This is a genomic window from Methylobacterium sp. Leaf399 (assembly GCF_001424525.1).
In the GTDB taxonomy this organism is placed as follows: Bacteria; Pseudomonadota; Alphaproteobacteria; order Rhizobiales; family Beijerinckiaceae; genus Methylobacterium.
Genome location: NZ_LMQK01000001.1, coordinates 510,536 through 524,806 on the forward strand (window position 1 = coordinate 510,536; position 14,271 = coordinate 524,806).

17 protein-coding genes are annotated in these 14,271 nt (G+C 70.5%); 12 read left to right on the top strand and 5 right to left on the bottom strand.

The features are described from left to right. Nucleotides 1–315: a hypothetical protein gene (locus ASG40_RS02390; protein WP_055881140.1), complete on the bottom strand. Its 315-nt coding sequence runs from the start codon at nucleotides 313–315 to the stop codon at nucleotides 1–3. A 186-nt stretch (nucleotides 316–501) separates the two neighbouring features. On the opposite strand from ASG40_RS02390, the gene ASG40_RS02395 reads away from it, so the two are divergent. Then, on the top strand, nucleotides 502–1,668 hold the full coding sequence (locus ASG40_RS02395; protein WP_055879879.1) for a YncE family protein: 1,167 nt from the start codon (nucleotides 502–504) through the stop codon (nucleotides 1,666–1,668). A gap of 123 nt (nucleotides 1,669–1,791) precedes the next feature. Here the strand turns inward: ASG40_RS02395 and ASG40_RS02400 are convergent, their stop codons facing one another. After that, entirely contained in the window at nucleotides 1,792–3,186 is a 1,395-nt protein-coding gene (locus ASG40_RS02400) for an aminotransferase-like domain-containing protein (protein ID WP_055879883.1), read from the bottom strand. A gap of 115 nt (nucleotides 3,187–3,301) precedes the next feature. Here ASG40_RS02400 and ASG40_RS02405 point away from each other — a divergent pair, with 115 nt between their 5' ends. The 7 genes from ASG40_RS02405 (at nucleotide 3,302) to ASG40_RS02425 (ending at nucleotide 8,988) form a co-directional block, all read left to right on the top strand. Beyond that, complete coding sequence (locus ASG40_RS02405; RefSeq protein ID WP_055879886.1) at nucleotides 3,302–3,589, top strand: DUF1127 domain-containing protein; 288 nt, start codon at nucleotides 3,302–3,304, stop codon at nucleotides 3,587–3,589. A gap of 162 nt (nucleotides 3,590–3,751) precedes the next feature. After that, nucleotides 3,752–4,081: a hypothetical protein gene (locus tag ASG40_RS20945; RefSeq protein WP_156387511.1), complete on the top strand. Its 330-nt coding sequence runs from the start codon at nucleotides 3,752–3,754 to the stop codon at nucleotides 4,079–4,081. Nucleotides 4,082–4,095: 14 nt separating this feature from the next. Beyond that, nucleotides 4,096–4,449: a hypothetical protein gene (locus ASG40_RS20950; protein ID WP_156387512.1), complete on the top strand. Its 354-nt coding sequence runs from the start codon at nucleotides 4,096–4,098 to the stop codon at nucleotides 4,447–4,449. Between the two features lie 4 nt (nucleotides 4,450–4,453). Continuing rightward, nucleotides 4,454–4,600: a hypothetical protein gene (locus tag ASG40_RS20955; RefSeq protein WP_156387513.1), complete on the top strand. Its 147-nt coding sequence runs from the start codon at nucleotides 4,454–4,456 to the stop codon at nucleotides 4,598–4,600. A gap of 183 nt (nucleotides 4,601–4,783) precedes the next feature. Continuing rightward, the gene (locus ASG40_RS02415) at nucleotides 4,784–6,685 is read left to right on the top strand and encodes a monovalent cation:proton antiporter-2 (CPA2) family protein (RefSeq protein ID WP_055879893.1); all 1,902 of its coding nucleotides are present in this window, start codon (nucleotides 4,784–4,786) and stop codon (nucleotides 6,683–6,685) included. Beyond that, the gene (locus tag ASG40_RS02420) at nucleotides 6,678–8,111 is read left to right on the top strand and encodes an MATE family efflux transporter (RefSeq protein ID WP_055879897.1); all 1,434 of its coding nucleotides are present in this window, start codon (nucleotides 6,678–6,680) and stop codon (nucleotides 8,109–8,111) included. The genes ASG40_RS02415 and ASG40_RS02420 overlap by 8 nt, the downstream gene beginning before the upstream one ends. Nucleotides 8,112–8,256: 145 nt before the next feature. Further along, nucleotides 8,257–8,988, top strand: a complete 732-nt coding sequence (locus ASG40_RS02425) for a DUF937 domain-containing protein (protein WP_055879900.1) — start codon at nucleotides 8,257–8,259, stop codon at nucleotides 8,986–8,988. Between the two features lie 65 nt (nucleotides 8,989–9,053). Here ASG40_RS02425 and ASG40_RS02430 read toward each other — a convergent pair whose 3' ends face one another. The 3 genes from ASG40_RS02430 to ASG40_RS02440 form a co-directional block, all read right to left on the bottom strand. Next, nucleotides 9,054–9,236, bottom strand: a complete 183-nt coding sequence (locus tag ASG40_RS02430) for a Flp family type IVb pilin (protein ID WP_244472234.1) — start codon at nucleotides 9,234–9,236, stop codon at nucleotides 9,054–9,056. Nucleotides 9,237–9,398: 162 nt separating this feature from the next. After that, nucleotides 9,399–9,710, bottom strand: coding sequence for a DUF3072 domain-containing protein (locus ASG40_RS02435; RefSeq protein WP_244472235.1), 312 nt, complete (start codon nucleotides 9,708–9,710; stop codon nucleotides 9,399–9,401). Between the two features lie 83 nt (nucleotides 9,711–9,793). After that, nucleotides 9,794–10,681: a branched-chain amino acid aminotransferase gene (locus ASG40_RS02440; RefSeq protein WP_055879908.1), complete on the bottom strand. Its 888-nt coding sequence runs from the start codon at nucleotides 10,679–10,681 to the stop codon at nucleotides 9,794–9,796. Nucleotides 10,682–10,988: 307 nt separating this feature from the next. Here ASG40_RS02440 and ASG40_RS02445 point away from each other — a divergent pair, with 307 nt between their 5' ends. The 4 genes from ASG40_RS02445 (at nucleotide 10,989) to ASG40_RS02460 (ending at nucleotide 14,162) form a co-directional block, all read left to right on the top strand. Further along, on the top strand, nucleotides 10,989–11,594 hold the full coding sequence (locus ASG40_RS02445; RefSeq protein WP_082528726.1) for a MarR family winged helix-turn-helix transcriptional regulator: 606 nt from the start codon (nucleotides 10,989–10,991) through the stop codon (nucleotides 11,592–11,594). After that, entirely contained in the window at nucleotides 11,594–12,316 is a 723-nt protein-coding gene (locus ASG40_RS02450) for a response regulator (RefSeq protein WP_055879911.1), read from the top strand. Before ASG40_RS02445 ends, ASG40_RS02450 begins: the two co-directional genes overlap by 1 nt. Nucleotides 12,317–12,329: 13 nt before the next feature. Continuing rightward, nucleotides 12,330–13,727, top strand: a complete 1,398-nt coding sequence (locus tag ASG40_RS02455; protein WP_055879914.1) for an ATP-binding protein — start codon at nucleotides 12,330–12,332, stop codon at nucleotides 13,725–13,727. 243 nt (nucleotides 13,728–13,970) lie between these two features. Further along, nucleotides 13,971–14,162 (top strand): hypothetical protein, encoded by a 192-nt coding sequence (locus ASG40_RS02460; RefSeq protein WP_055879917.1) that lies wholly within the window; start codon nucleotides 13,971–13,973, stop codon nucleotides 14,160–14,162. The last annotated feature ends 109 nt before the right edge of the window (nucleotides 14,163–14,271 follow it).

The following is a 14,271-nucleotide window of genomic DNA, read 5'->3' on the forward strand; positions in this document are numbered from 1 at the left end:
CTACTCGCAGACCTCGACGCGGCGATAGGTGAACTCGACGTCGTCGAGCCAGACCTTGCGGCGCTCCATGTGGCAGATCGGCTCGCGGCGAGGGGGCCGCACGTAGATCGGCTCGACGTCCTCGACGTAGACCGGCCGCGGGCGGGCATAGACGGGCGGCGGCGGCGCGGCCTGGGCCCCGCTCATCAGGGCGCCGAGGGCGACGCCGCCCAGGACGCCGGCGGCGGCCCCGCCGATGAGGGCGCCGTTGCGGCCGTCCCGAGCCTGCGCTCCGGCAAGGCCGGCACCGAGGATCAGGCCGGCGGTGAGCAGGATCCGGGCTCCATGCCGGACCGATCCGAGGGAGGTCTTGGCGCGCACGTGTCATCTCCGTGAATAATCCCTCATCGTAGATCGCGCGCTCGTTAACAAATCCTGAACCCCCTCCCGGATTGGCCCCTGCCGCCGGGCGTCCTACCTGTCGTGCCGAGGCCGCTCACGGCCGGGGTCGGGAGTATCGGGATGCGCGTCATCGGGGTCTGTCTGGCCGGCCTGGTAGCGGCGATGCCCGTGGCGGCCGCGGAACCGCCGCAGGCCCTCCTGGTGGGCCTCGACGGCAAGACCTTCTTCACGCCCGAGGGCGGTCGCAACGGCCCGAACGGCCAGGATGCGCTCGCCATCGTCGACGTCTCGGACGAGGCCAACCCGCGCCTGTCCCACGTCATGCCCCTCGACAACTCGGTCTACGGGCCGCCCACCAACCTGCAGATCACCCCCGACGGGCGCCTCGGGCTGGTGGCGAGTTCCGTCCTGATGCGGCGGGAGGGCGAGGCCTGGTACGCCGAGGCCGACGACCGTCTCCACGTCGTCGACCTCGCCGCGACGCCGCCGCGCCTCGTCGAGACGATCAGGGTGGGGCGCCAGCCCTCGGGGCTCGCCATCGCCCGCACCGGCACCCTGGCGCTGGTGGCCAATCGCGAGGGCCGCAGCGTCACGGCGCTGTCGATCTCGGGCACGAGCGTGCGGGTGGTCGCCACCGTGGACGTCGAGGGCGAGGCCGCGGCGGTGGCGATCGCCCCGGACGGACGGCGCGCCTACGTCGCCAAGAACAAGGCCGGCACGATCGGCGTGCTCGCCCTCGACGGCCCGCGCGTCACCTACGAGGCCGGCCTCGACATGCCGGTGGGAGCCAACACCTACGGCCTCGATGTCAGCCCCGACAACCGCCTCGTCCTGGCCGGCAACACCGGCACGGAGCCGAGCGACGGCCATGCCGACACGGTCAGCGTCATCCGGGCCGACGCCGCCCGGCCGGTGGTGCGCGACCACATCGGCATCGGCGACACCCCCGAGGCCCTGGCGATCGCGCCGGACGGGCGCCATGCGGCGGTGGCGGTGGTGCGCGGCGCGGCCGCCCCGCACGCCAGCCCCGCCTTCACGACCACGGGCGCGGTGGCGCTCCTCGGCATCGGCGAGGATGGAGCGGTGCGACGCCTCGGCGAGGCCCCGGCCGGCGCCGTGACCCAGGGCATCGCGTTCTCGCCCTCGGGGGCCTTCGTCTACGTCGGCAACTACGTCGACCGCACGCTGGGGGTCTACCGGATCGAGGGGGACACCATCGTCGAGACCGGCGTCAGGCTGGCGCTGCCGGGACAGCCGGCCTCCCTCCGGGGCCGGGCGGCGCGCTGAAGGAGGCGATCGTCCATCTCATACCATTTCCAGGTGATCACTTCGTGATGCGGAAATGGGCTTCGCTCAGGCGCCGCGCGGGCTTGGTGATTCGGTTCCCGCTTGATTCAAGCGGAAACCGAATCACCCGGCCATCGCGTCCTGCAGCACCGTGAAGATGCGCGGGTCGGCGCAATGGGAGACGTTGAAGCGCAGGAAGCGCCCCCCCAGCGGCGACAGGCTGAAGGCGGCGCCCGGTGCCAGCACGACCCCGCGGGCGAGCGCCCGGCGGGCAACGTCGCCCGAATCGATCCCCTCCGGCAGCCGCGTCCACAGGAACAGGCCGCCCGAGGGCTGTGTCCATAGGGTCAGGCCGCAGGCCTCGAGCCGCCGGGCGGCCCGCCCCATCTCGCGGGCGAGTTTGTCGCGCACGTCGGCGACGTGGTGGCGGTAGCTGCCGTCGGTGACGAGGCGGTGCATGAGGTCGGCCGAGAGGTGGCCGTTGCCCAGACTCATCGCGAGCTTGAGGTCGATCAGCGGCTCGATCCAGTCCGGCCGCAGGGCAATGTAGCCGCAGCGGATCGAGGCCGAGAGGGTCTTTGAGAAGCTGCCGACCTGGATCACCCGCTCCAGCCCGTCGAAGCCGGCCAGGCGCGGCGAGGGGTCGGCTTCGAGGTCGCCGAAGATGTCGTCCTCGATGATGAGGGTGTCGTGCGCCTCCGCCAGCCGCAGGATGCGGTGCGCCACCGCCGGGCTGAGGCTCGCCCCGGTTGGGTTCTGGAGGGCGGAATTGGTGAGGTAGAACCGCGGGCGATGGGTGGAGAACAGCGTCTCCAGCGCCGCCACGTCCGGCCCCGCCGGGGTGTAGGGCACGCCCACCACCGCGACCCGGTGGGCGCGCAGGAGCGCATGGAAATTGAAGTAGCAGGGGTCGTCCACCACCACGGTGTCGCCGGGCTCGATCAGGAACCGACACAGCAGGTCCACGGCCTGCGTCGCGGAGTCGACGAGCAGGATCTGGTCGGCCTGTGCCTCGACGCCGCGCTCGGCCAGACGCCGGGCGATCTGGGCACGCAGGGGCGCCAGCCCCATCGGCTGGTCGTAGCAGACGAGCGGACGGTCCGGCCCCCGCGCCAGCTGGCGCAGGCCCCGCCGGATCGCCTCCGTCGGCATCCACGACGACGGCAGCCAGCCCGAGCCGGGCTTGAGCAGGTCCGGCCCCGCCTGCATCGACTGCCGGGTGATCCACAGGGGGTCGACCGCCCTGTCGAGCTGCGGCCCCACCGTCTTGAGGCAGAGCGGCCGGGTCTTGCCGGCGACGTAGAAGCCCGAGCCGCGCCGGGCCACGATGACGCCCTCGGCCCCGAGCCGATCGTAGGCCTCGACCACGGTGGATTTCGACACGCCCATGGTCTCGGCGAACGCCCGCACCGAGGGCAGGCGCGCGCCCGGCGCCAGGTGCCGGCCGGCGATGCGCTCGGTGATGGCGGCGGTGACGAGACCGACGCGGGTGGGTTCGGGAGCGGGCTGCGGCTTCATCTGTACTGCCGTTTCGACCGGACAATTCGTCGAAATCGTACTGGACCGTTCCTGTCGCCGCCAGCCCCGCCGGTCCATTCTCCCCTCATCGCAACGCCGATCAGGAGTGCCCGCCATGACGAGGACCCTACCCACCACCCTGGACAGCCCGCGCGGCCCCTCCGCCCTCGCGGCCGCCCGCCACCTCGCGACCCGCGCCGTCGCCCACATCGCCCGGACCCTCTCGCGCCAGGCCATGAACCGACGGGTGCTGCGCCAGCTCTCGGCGATGTCCGAGCGCGAACTGAAGGACATCGGCCTCGTCAGGCAGGACGTCGCGGACGCGTCCTGCGGCGAGGGCGACGCCTCGCTGCTGCTGGTGGCGCGCCGCGACGAACGCCGGTCGGTGCGACGTGCGCGGTGACGAAGCGACTGGCTTTGGACAGGCCTGACACCCTAGGATGCAGGACCGGCGCGGCGGCTACCGAGAGGCCGCATGTAATGGCTCCTGCAAGCCAAGCCTTTAGCAGCCAATGAGGACGGATCGATGGGACACGTTCGGTCCAGACTTAATGATCGCGAGGTCGTGGCATCAGGCTCGATCATCGGTCGTCGCGGCGACCTCATATCAATCTATCCCTTTGTTGAAATTCCTTCCTACTCGATTGTCTTTAGTCACAGAATTGTCAATGATGGAAAAACCAATTCAACCAGCGTCAACCTAATCGGCGATGACACCGTATTGATAGATCTCGAAATCATCTGGCAATCTGTCAATGCCATCACTGTAGTTGATACGCTATTTGCGACCGATGATAAGAGTTTATATTTTCTGAGTTATTATATCAATGTTGTTGGCCAGCCCGATAATTATACATTTGTTTTCAACTATACGATATTATCTAGATCGGCTTGATACCAATGCCGCCCATGCACGAATCGACCCTTCGCTTGGTAACGAAGGATGGCGGGCTAGTCTCTACGATACCTCCGGCATCTTCAGAGTTGAAGGAAGGTGCAGGTGAGCCGCCCCAAAACCCTCCCTCCGGCGACTCGTCGGAACGCAAGCTGGCCGCGAAGGGCCACAATGAAGGGGTGAAGCTGTTCGCCAGCGGTGTGAACACACTGGCAGCGGCGGTCCTGACGACGGCGATCGTCGTACCCCTCATCAAGGATCCGATGATGTTCGTCATCGAGTACCACCCGATTTGGTACATCGTCGGGATCGGCCTACATATTGCCGGACAGGTCGCGCTACGTTTCGGGCTGCGAAGTGAGGAGTGAGGCCATGACGGGCGAACTGGTGTTCCTAGCCCTCCTAATGGCCGGCGGCGGTCTTCTGTATGTCTATCTGTCGGGCAAGGCCTTCGATCGGAAGTATCCGCGCCGGAACGAGGGCACCGCGCCTGCGGAACGGCAGACGTCCGGCCATTAGCATTCAAGTCGCGCTCGTTCTTCGGCCCATGGTTTTTGACCGGAACCGAGCGATGCGGTCGGTGCGACGTGCGCGGTGACACGCGCCGGCCCTCCCGGCGGCGATCGCGCCGGATGACGGGCGTGGCGGGGCGGTCCGGCCTGCGCTAAGGAGAGCCCGCCCTCCCCTCACCCCGGATACGCGATGGCTGGCGCCGCCGATCATGCGAGCTTCCTGCCGCCGGTCCTGACCTTCCTGTCGGCGGCGGTGATCGGCGTGCCGATCTTCCGCGCCGTGGGGCAGAGCGCGGTGCTCGGTTACCTCGTGGCCGGGGTGGTGATCGGCCCGGCCGGGCTGTCGCTCATCGCCGAACCGGAGACCGCGGCCAGCGTCGCCGAGATCGGGGTGGTGCTGCTCCTGTTCATCGTCGGGCTCGAACTCGAGATCTCGCGGCTCGTCTCGATGCGGCGCGACATCTTCGGCCTGGGCGCGGCGCAGCTGGTGCTGTGCGCGCTGGCGCTCGGGCTGATCGGCGTGGCGATGGGGCTCGCCCCGGCCGCCGCCCTCATCGTCGGCATCGCCCTGGCCCTGTCGGCGACGGCGGTGGCGCTGCAGCTCCTCGAGGAACGCGGCGACCTCGGCACCCCCTACGGCGGGCGCGCCTTCGCGGTGCTCCTGTTCCAGGACATCTCGGTGGTGGCGATCCTGGCGGTGATGCCGCTGATGGCCTCGACCGGGGGCGGTACCGATCCGGGCTGGCTCGGCGAGGCCCTGGTCTCCTTCGCCAAGGTCGGCGGCGCCATCGGTGCGGTGGTGCTGGTGGGGCGCTACGGCCTCAACCCGTTCTTCGGCCTGCTGGCGGCCAGCGGCGCGCGCGAGGTGATGACGGCCTCCGCCCTCCTGGTGGTGCTGGGCACCGCGCTCCTCATGGAGAAGGTCGGGCTCTCGATGGCCATGGGCGCCTTCCTCGCGGGCGTGCTGCTGGCCGAATCGAACTTCCGCCACCAGCTCGAGGCCGACATCGAGCCCTTCCGCGGCATGCTGCTCGGCCTGTTCTTCATGAGCGTCGGCATGTCGATCGACGGCGGTCTCCTCAAGACCGCCTGGGCGCCGCTGTTCGGCGCCACCGTCCTGGCGATCCTGGTCAAGATCGGGATCGTGGCCGGGCTGTTCCGCCTGTTCGGCTCGTCCTGGCTCGATTCGGTGCGCGGCGCCGCGATCCTGGCCCCGGCCGGCGAGTTCGCCTTCGTGGTGCTTCCCGTGGGCGGCGGGCTCGGCCTCATCGACGGCCAGGCGACCCGCTTTGCCGTGGCCCTGGCGGCGCTGACCATGCTCGTCGGCCCGGTCGCGGCCAAGGCCCTCGACGCCGTACTGGCGCGGCGCCCGAGCGAACCCGAGCCGGTGCCCGACACGGTGGAATCCGCCGAGGCGCGGGTGCTGGTGATCGGGTTCGGCCGGTTCGGCCAGATCCTGACCCAGGTGCTGCTGGCCGAGGGCATCAGCGTCACGGTCATCGACAAGGACGTCGACCAGATCCGCAGCGCCTCGCGCTTCGGCTTCCGGATCTACTACGGCGACGGGACGCGCCTCGACGTGCTGCGCGCGGCCGGCATCGGCAAGGCCGAGCTCGTCTGCATCTGCGTCGACGACCCGCAGGCGACCCTCAAGATCGTCGACATCGTGCACGAGGAATTCACGGCGGTGCGGACCTATGTGAGGGCCTATGACCGCACCCAATCGATCGCCCTCATGAACCGCGACGTGGACTTCCACCTGCGCGAGACGGTGGAATCGGCCCTCAGTTTCGGCCGCTCCACCCTCGAAGGGCTCGGGCTCTCGGCCGAGGCCGCCGCCGCCGTGGCCACCGACGTGAGGAAGCGCGACATCGCCCGCCTCGTCCTGCAGCAGGCCGGGGCGCTCCCCGACGCGAGCTGGATGCGCGGCACCTCCGAGGTCAAGCCCGAGCCGCTGACCGCGCCGCGCCGGCCCTCGCGGGCGCTCAACGCCGAGACCCGCGGCATCATCGCCTCGCAGCGCCAGGAGGCGGCCACCCGCACCCTGGACACCGAGGGCGCCCTCAAGGCGGACGGCGCACAGGATGCGTGAGCCCCGCGCCGCGGCCACCGGAACCACCGCCAACGATCCCGGCCGCTTCCTCAGCGGCTCGATCCTGCGCCACGTGGTGGTGATGAGCGCCACCGGCTCGATCGGGCTGATGGCGATCTTCGTGGTCGACCTCCTGTCGCTCCTCTACGTCTCGCAGCTCGGCGACCCGAAGCTGACGGCGGCGGTGGGGTTCGCCACCATCGTCCAGTTCTTCGGCATCGCCATCACCATCGGTCTGATGATCGCGGCGGGAGCCCTGGTCTCGCGGGCGATCGGGCGGGGCGACGGCGCCCGGGCCCGGCGCTTGGCCGCCTCCGCCACCATCCACGGCATCCTCGCCGCCGCCCTCTTCGTGGCGGTGACGCTGCCGCTGATGCGCCCGGCCCTGACCTTCATCGGTGCGGATGCCGACACCCTGCCGGTCGCCGAGCGCTTCCTCTGGATCGTCCTGCCCTCCACGCTCCTGATGGCGCCGGGGATGATGTTCTCCGGCCTTCTGCGGGCGGTGGGGGCGGCGCGCCAGGCCATGTACGTGACGCTCGGCGGCGGCATCGTCACGGCGATCGTCGACCCGATCCTGATCTTCGGCTGCGGCCTCGGGGTCGACGGGGCGGCCATCGCCACCTGCATCGCCCGCGCGACCTTCGCGCTGATCGGGTTCTGGGGGGTGCGCCGCAACGACCTCGTCGCCCGCCCGACCCTGGCCGACGTGGTCGCCGACGCGCCCGAGATGATGCGCATCGCCCTGCCGGCGGTGCTCGCCAACCTCGCGCCCTCGGTGGCCAGCGCCTTCATCGCCCATGCGGTGGCGCAGTTCGGCGCCCTGGCGGTGGCCGGCAACGTGGTGGTCGACCGCCTGACGCCGGTGGCCTTCGGCGGCCTGTTCGCGATGTCGGGGTCGGTGGGGCCGATCCTCGGACAGAACTGGGGGGCGGGCCGGTTCGACCGCATGCGCGAGGTGCTGGCCAGCGGCGCCCTCGTCACGGCGGTCTACACCGGGGTGGTCTGGGCGCTGCTCGTGGTGCTGCGCGAGCCCCTGCGCGCCCTGTTCGAACTCCAGGGGGTGGCGGCCGAGCTGTTCTTGTTCTTCTGCCTCGTCAGCGGCCCGGTCTGGTTCTTCGTCGGGCTCCTGTTCCTGTCGAACGCCGCATTCAACAACCTCGGCTTCCCGTTCCTCTCCACCGCCCTCAACTGGGGCCGCTCGACCCTGGGGACGATGCCGCCCGCACTTCTCGGCGGCGCCATGTACGGGCCGGCGGGGGTGATCGCCGGGGTCGGCATCGGCTCGGTCGCCTTCGGCATCGCGGCCGTCGCGCTGGCATGGCGCACCATCGGAACGCTCCAGGCGCGGGCCCGCGCCGCCGTACCGCCGCCGGAGCCGCCCGCGTGCGAACCGGTCCGGGTGGAGGAGATGGTGCGCGGGTGACCGCCGGGCCGGCGATTCCCCGCGCCTTTGGGACCCGCCGGCGCCGAAGGCTGGTATAACGGGGCGCAATGAGACAGACTTCGCCTGCCGCGCCGAGGGGCGGGCCCTTGGCCCGTCGCCGAGGAATCGCCAAGGGCCGTGCGTCATGTTCAACCTGTTCGACATCCTCCAGGCACAGGGCGGCCCCGGCCTGCAAGGATTCGGCAACCAATACGGACTGTCGCCCGACCAGACCCGCAAGGCCATGGAAGCCTTGCTGCCGGCCTTCAGCCTCGGCCTCCAGCGCAACGCCGCCGACCCGACCGGCCTCAGCCAGCTGTTCGGCCTCGTTGGAACCGGCGGCCCCGGCCGCGCGCCCCCGCCCTCGCAGGCCGACCTCCTCGTCCAGCAGATCTTCGGGTCGTCGCACCTGAGCCAGGCGGTGGTCCAGCAGGCGGCCATGGCGAGCGGGGTCGCCTCGCCGGTCCTGCGCCAGATGATGCCGATGGTGGCGGGGATGGTGGTGGCCGGCATCGTCCACCTGATGCTCAACCAGCCGCAAGCGACACCCGCCCCGCCGCCGCCCACTCCGCTGCCCAACGGCTTCTCGCCCGGCGCCTATTGGTCCGAGATGATGAAGGTCTGGAGCAGCGCGATGGCCCCGCCCGCCGCCGTGGAGGCCAAGCCCCGCCGTGCCGGGGCGGCGGCCCTGCCACCGCCCGCGTCCAGGGCGGGGACGAAACCCAACGCGGACGGGAATCCTTCGGCGGTCGCGGGCGAGCCCTACGCGATCCTGCAGCAGATGTTCGATGCCGGCGTCGAGGCCCAGCAGGAGAACGTCAAGGCGATGCAGTCGCTGTTCGACTCGTTCTGGAAGAGCCCTCGCACGAAGGCCTGACGCAAGACGTCACGGATTCCTGGGCGAGAATCCGAGCTTCGCCGGGGTACCGGACCGGTGGCCGGCTATTTGTTGATCATGGCCGTTTCGATCTTCCCGTACATCCCGCCCATGTTGCTGGCGTAGCTGTTGATGCCGCCGACCACGGCGAGGAAGATCAGGCCGGCGATCAGCGCATATTCGATCGCCGTGGCGCCACCCTGGGCGGCGCGAAAGCCCCGGGCGGCGCGGAGGATGGTCCGTTTCACGGGAAACACTCCAGGCCGCCCGGCTCCCGGGCGAGTCTCGGCCACAGGCGAAGTCATCGTCTCAGTTTCCCGTGGCGGAGTCAGTGCGTCGTGACCCCTCCTATCACGCCAGGTGTTTCGCTTCGCTTAAGCCATTCCGCGAAACGCAACCTGGAATACCGCTCAGCCTCGTCCGGCTTCCTGGCGCAGGGCGTCGATCCGCTTGGAGGCCTCGGCCTTGTCGAGATCGGGCTCGAACGCCGCAGGCTCGCCGACCTCCTCGGTGAGGGTCTTGAGGTAGGAGGCCTGCGCGCCGGTCATCGGCTCGGAGCCGGTGGTCCACTGGTCGGGGTCCTTGATCCGGTTCGAGGCGTCGCCGCCCTCGGTCTTGGGGTTCGACTGCTTGGGGTCAGCTCGCTCGGAATCCACCTGCCGGGCGTCGTCCTGCTGGGCGGAGGGCTTCGACTTCGTCATGGCACGCTCACCTTCGTTCATGGAATGTTCTCACTCCAACGTCGGTCGGCGGCGCGGGTTCCGAGGAGGGTGGCCGGACAGCGGTGCGTCCGGCCACGGGCGCCTCAGGCCGCCTCGGCCTTGGGCTGAACCTCGGCGGTGTAATCGTCCATCAGGGTCTTGGTCAGGGTCGCGGGCGTGAACCGGTAGGGGCCGATCTCGGCCACCGGCGTCACCTCGGCGGCCGAGCCGGTGATGAAGCATTCGGAGAAGCCCGCCATCTCCTCGGGACGGATGCGCCGCTCCACCACCTCGACGCCGCGGCGGCGGGCGAGTTCGATCACCGTCTGCCGGGTGATGCCGTTGAGGAACCGGTCGGCGAGCGGCGTGTGGATCACCCCGTCGGCCACGAAGAACACGTTGGCGCCGGTGCATTCGGCGACGTTGTCCTCCCAGTCGAGCATCAGCGCGTCGGCGTAGCCCTTGTTCTCGGCCCGGTGCTTGGAGATCGTGCAGATCATGTAGAGGCCCGCCGCCTTGGAGGCGGAAGGGGCGGTGCGCGGGTCGGGCCGGCGGTAGTCGGCGAGATCCAGGCGGATGCCCTTCATCTTGGTCTGCGGATCGAAGTAGCTCGGCCATTCCCAGGCGGCGATGGCGAGGTGGATGGTGTTGGCCTGGGCCGCCACCCCCATCATCTCCGAGCCGCGCCAGGCGACGGGGCGCAGGTAGGCGTCCGACAGGCCGCTGGTGCGCAGCACCAGCTCCTTGGCCGCCACGATCTCGGGGACGGTGTGGGGGATCTTGAAGTCGAGGAGTTCGGCCGAACGGATCAGGCGGGCGGCATGCGCCTCGCTCTTGAAGATCGCGCCGCCGTAGGCCCGCTCGCCCTCGAACACCGACGAGCCGTAGTGCAGCCCGTGGCTGAGCACGTGGATCTTGGCCTCCCGCCACGGCACCAGCACGCCGTCGAACCAGATGGTACCCTCACGCTGGTCGAACGGGATCATGGACATGGCGACGGGTTCCTCGGCAGGGAGAGTTCGGCGCGGCGAGCGCGATCGATGCGCCGGGCCATCCGGGAGATCGGCGGATGCAGGGGCCACGGCGCCGTCCACGACGGGCGATCCGGCAGGCCCCGCACGGTGAAGGGCCGGCACGCCGGAGACGTCAACAGCCGAAGGCCGAACTCACGCCGCAGGCTCGTGACGGCCCGGGGCCGGACGGGTTGACGGGTAGCAATGGGGCTGAGATATGTCAACAAGACTGACGTAAATCGCCGAGGCCGGCCTCGCCTGTCTGAACCCGCACATCCGACATCGGATGTCCGAATGCCTGGAGGGTGCCCCGAACGTGGAACGGCACGCGACGCCAGAGACCGCCGACGCCGCGAGCCCGGCGGAGGACCCGGGGCCGGCGGGCCGGACCGCGCCCGGCGGCAGCGACGACCTGATCGAACTCCTGTTCTTCGCCTATCGCGATTTCGTCGGTGACCCGGACCGCATCCTGGCGCAGTATGGCTTCGGCCGCGCCCATCACCGGGTCCTGCATTTCGTCGACCGCTATCCGGGTCTCACCATCGCCGAACTCCTGGATATCCTGCGCATCACCAAGCAGAGCCTCAACCGGGTGCTGAAGGACTTGATCGGACAGGACTACATCACGCAGAAGACCGGCGCCCACGACAGGCGCCAGCGGCTGCTGTACTGCACCCCCGCCGGGACGGCGCTGGCCGGGGACCTCACCCGGGTCCAGGCGCGGCGGCTGGCCCGCGCCCTGTCCGACCCCGTGGCGGGGGCCGGGACCGACCGGTCGCGGGGGAGCGCGGCCCACGGCGCTGCCGAGGGGTTCCTGCTGGCGATGATCGACCCCGAGGAACGCGCCGCCGTGCGCCGGCTCATGGCCCGGCGCGTGGGAGCCTTCGCCTGATGGGTCACCTCGGCCTCAAGGCCCGCGCCGACCTGCCCGACCACGCCGCCCACATCCTGGTGGTCGACGACGACCGCCGCGTGCGCGAACTGCTCACCCGCTTCCTGTTCGAGCAGGGTTTCCGGGTCACCGCCGCCGAGACCGTGGCGGACGCCCGCGCCAAGTCGCAGAGCCTCGTCTTCGACGCCCTCGTCCTCGACGTGATGATGCCCGGCGAGACCGGATTCGACTACGCCCGCCAGGTCCGCGAGACCTCGCAGGTGCCGATCCTGATGCTCACCGCCCGCTCCAACCCCAACGACCGGGTGATGGGGCTGGAGATCGGCGCCGACGACTACCTGCCCAAGCCCTTCGAGCCGCGCGAGCTGATCCTGCGGCTCAACAACATCCTGCGCCGCGGCGCCAAGGCCGCCCCGGTGCGCGAGGGGGCCGAGGCCGTCACCTTCGGGCCGTTCTCCTACCGCATCGACCGGGGCGAGCTGCGCCGGGCCGACGAGGCCGTGCGCATCACCGAGCGCGAGCGCGAGATCCTCACCGTGCTGGCGCTGGCGGCCGGCGCCAACGTCGAGCGCGAGGCCCTGGCCGGCGGCGGCGGGCTGGCGGCCGAGCGCAGCATCGACGTGCAGATCAACCGCCTGCGCCGCAAGACCGAGGTCGATCCGGCCAATCCCGTGTTCCTCCAGACGGTGCGCGGCGTCGGCTACCGCCTCGCCGTCGACTAGGGGCGCGGGGGCGATGGCCGGGGGCCTGAGGGGCCTTGGGCAGGGCGCGAGCCGGGCCTGGGCGGCGCTGCCGCGGCCGGCCCGCGTGTGGCGGCTGACCTCGCGGGCGATCGGAGACGCCCTGCCCAAGGGGCTCTACGCCCGCTCGCTCATCATCATCATCGCGCCCGTGGTGCTGCTGCAGTCGGTGATCGCCTACACCTTCATGGAGCGGCACTGGCAGCTGGTGACCCGCCGGCTCTCGGCCGCCGTGACCGCGGACGTGGCGGCGCTGATCGACATCTACGAGAGCTACCCCCAGGACAAGGACACCGAGACCCTCTCGCGCATCGCCGCCACCCGGCTCAACCTCGACCTCGACATCCTGAAGGGCGCCAAGCTGCCGGCGCCGGGGCCGCGCCCGTTCTTCTCGATCCTCGACGAGGCCCTGTCGGAGGAGATCAACCGCCAGATCAAGCGGCCCTACTGGATCGACACGGTGGGCCGGTCGAGCCTCATCGAGATCCGGGTGGCGATCGCCAACGGGGTCATGCGCGTCACCGCCCGGCGCAGCATGGCCTACGCCTCGAACTCGCACATCTTCCTGCTGTGGATGACCGGTTCGTCGATGGTCCTGCTCGGGGTCGCGATCCTGTTCCTGCGCAACCAGATCAAGCCGATCCTGCGGCTGGCCGCCGTGGCCGAGAGCTTCGGCAAGGGCCGCGAGATCGAGTTCCGGCCCCGCGGCGCCCGCGAGGTCCGCGCCGCCGGCCATGCCTTCATCGAGATGAAGCGGCGCATCGAGCGGGCGATGGACCAGCGCACGACCATGCTCAACGGGGTGAGCCACGACCTGCGCACCATCATCACCCGCTTCAAGCTCTCGCTGGCCCTCGTCGAGCAGAACGCCGACGTGGAGGACCTGAGCCGCGACGTCGACGAGATGAGCCGCATGCTCGAGGCCTACCTCGCCTTCGCGCGCGGCGATTCCGGCGAGCTCGCCGTGCCCACCGACCTGCGCGCCCTGCTCGAGGACCTGCGCTCGGACATCGAGCGCCTCGGCGCCCACGTCGAGGCGGTGGACATCGACGGGCCGATGAGCGTGACCCTGCGGCCGGACGCGATCCGGCGCTGCCTGTTCAACCTCGCGGCCAACGCCGCGCGCTACGGCGACACCGTCGCCATCGTGGCGCGGCGCGACCTGCGCAACGTGCTCGTCTCCATCGACGACGACGGGCCGGGCATTCCGGCCGAGCAGCGCGAGAAGGTGTTCAAGCCGTTCGTGCGCCTCGACGACGCCCGGCAGGACGCCGGCGGCTCGGGCCTCGGCCTCTCCATCGCCCGCGACATCGCCAGGGCGCACGGAGGCGACGTCACCCTCCACGACGGCCCCCTCGGGGGGCTGCGCGCCACGGTACGGCTGCCGGCGTGACGCGTTGCCGGTGGCTCCGGTCCTCGGCCGAGGACGGCGGCGTTCGAGCCGACCGCCACGAAGATCCGTCGCCCCGAGCGGCTGCGGCTCCGGCGCCGCGAAAACTTCGCGCCGGGGTGTCCCCAGCCGGGCCGGGGGGTGCTACAAGCGGCCGACAGGAGGGTCCGCGACCATCGGCGGGCCCGTCAGACGCGAGCGCGCATTCCCATGACCCCGCCCACGAACTCGCCCACGAATTCGCCCATGAACCCGCTGGTCCCCATCTTCATCCTGCTGTCGCTGCCGATCGCCGCCATCGGCCTCGTGCTCTACACCGACGCGGGCATCGAGCCGACCCTGTTCTACGCCAGCGTGAAGACCTTCGTGGTCCTCTTCGTCATCGGCGGCCTGCTTTCCTACGGCGCCAGCCGTCTCTCGGGCGGCTCCGAGGGCTGAAGCCCGCCCTCGCAACCGGGAGGCCCGACACCCGTCGACCCCGGGGGCGGGCCACCGCACACGGAGCCGGGAGGCCGGCGCCCGTCGGGACAGGCCACCGCTCCGAAAG

What these genes read in the sequence shown, in the direction of transcription:
- ASG40_RS02395 (WP_055879879.1), top strand. Translation starts at nt 502, where the DNA reads ATGCGCGTCATCGGGGTCTGTCTGGCCGGCCTGGTAGCGGCGATGCCC.
- ASG40_RS02400 (WP_055879883.1), bottom strand. Translation starts at nt 3,186, where the DNA reads ATGAAGCCGCAGCCCGCTCCCGAACCCACCCGCGTCGGTCTCGTCACC.
- ASG40_RS02405 (WP_055879886.1), top strand. Translation starts at nt 3,302, where the DNA reads ATGACGAGGACCCTACCCACCACCCTGGACAGCCCGCGCGGCCCCTCC.
- ASG40_RS20950 (WP_156387512.1), top strand. Translation starts at nt 4,096, where the DNA reads ATGCACGAATCGACCCTTCGCTTGGTAACGAAGGATGGCGGGCTAGTC.
- ASG40_RS20955 (WP_156387513.1), top strand. Translation starts at nt 4,454, where the DNA reads ATGACGGGCGAACTGGTGTTCCTAGCCCTCCTAATGGCCGGCGGCGGT.
- ASG40_RS02415 (WP_055879893.1), top strand. Translation starts at nt 4,784, where the DNA reads ATGGCTGGCGCCGCCGATCATGCGAGCTTCCTGCCGCCGGTCCTGACC.
- ASG40_RS02420 (WP_055879897.1), top strand. Translation starts at nt 6,678, where the DNA reads ATGCGTGAGCCCCGCGCCGCGGCCACCGGAACCACCGCCAACGATCCC.
- ASG40_RS02425 (WP_055879900.1), top strand. Translation starts at nt 8,257, where the DNA reads ATGTTCAACCTGTTCGACATCCTCCAGGCACAGGGCGGCCCCGGCCTG.
- ASG40_RS02435 (WP_244472235.1), bottom strand. Translation starts at nt 9,710, where the DNA reads ATGAACGAAGGTGAGCGTGCCATGACGAAGTCGAAGCCCTCCGCCCAG.
- ASG40_RS02440 (WP_055879908.1), bottom strand. Translation starts at nt 10,681, where the DNA reads ATGTCCATGATCCCGTTCGACCAGCGTGAGGGTACCATCTGGTTCGAC.
- ASG40_RS02445 (WP_082528726.1), top strand. Translation starts at nt 10,989, where the DNA reads ATGTCCGAATGCCTGGAGGGTGCCCCGAACGTGGAACGGCACGCGACG.
- ASG40_RS02450 (WP_055879911.1), top strand. Translation starts at nt 11,594, where the DNA reads ATGGGTCACCTCGGCCTCAAGGCCCGCGCCGACCTGCCCGACCACGCC.
- ASG40_RS02455 (WP_055879914.1), top strand. Translation starts at nt 12,330, where the DNA reads ATGGCCGGGGGCCTGAGGGGCCTTGGGCAGGGCGCGAGCCGGGCCTGG.
- ASG40_RS02460 (WP_055879917.1), top strand. Translation starts at nt 13,971, where the DNA reads ATGAACCCGCTGGTCCCCATCTTCATCCTGCTGTCGCTGCCGATCGCC.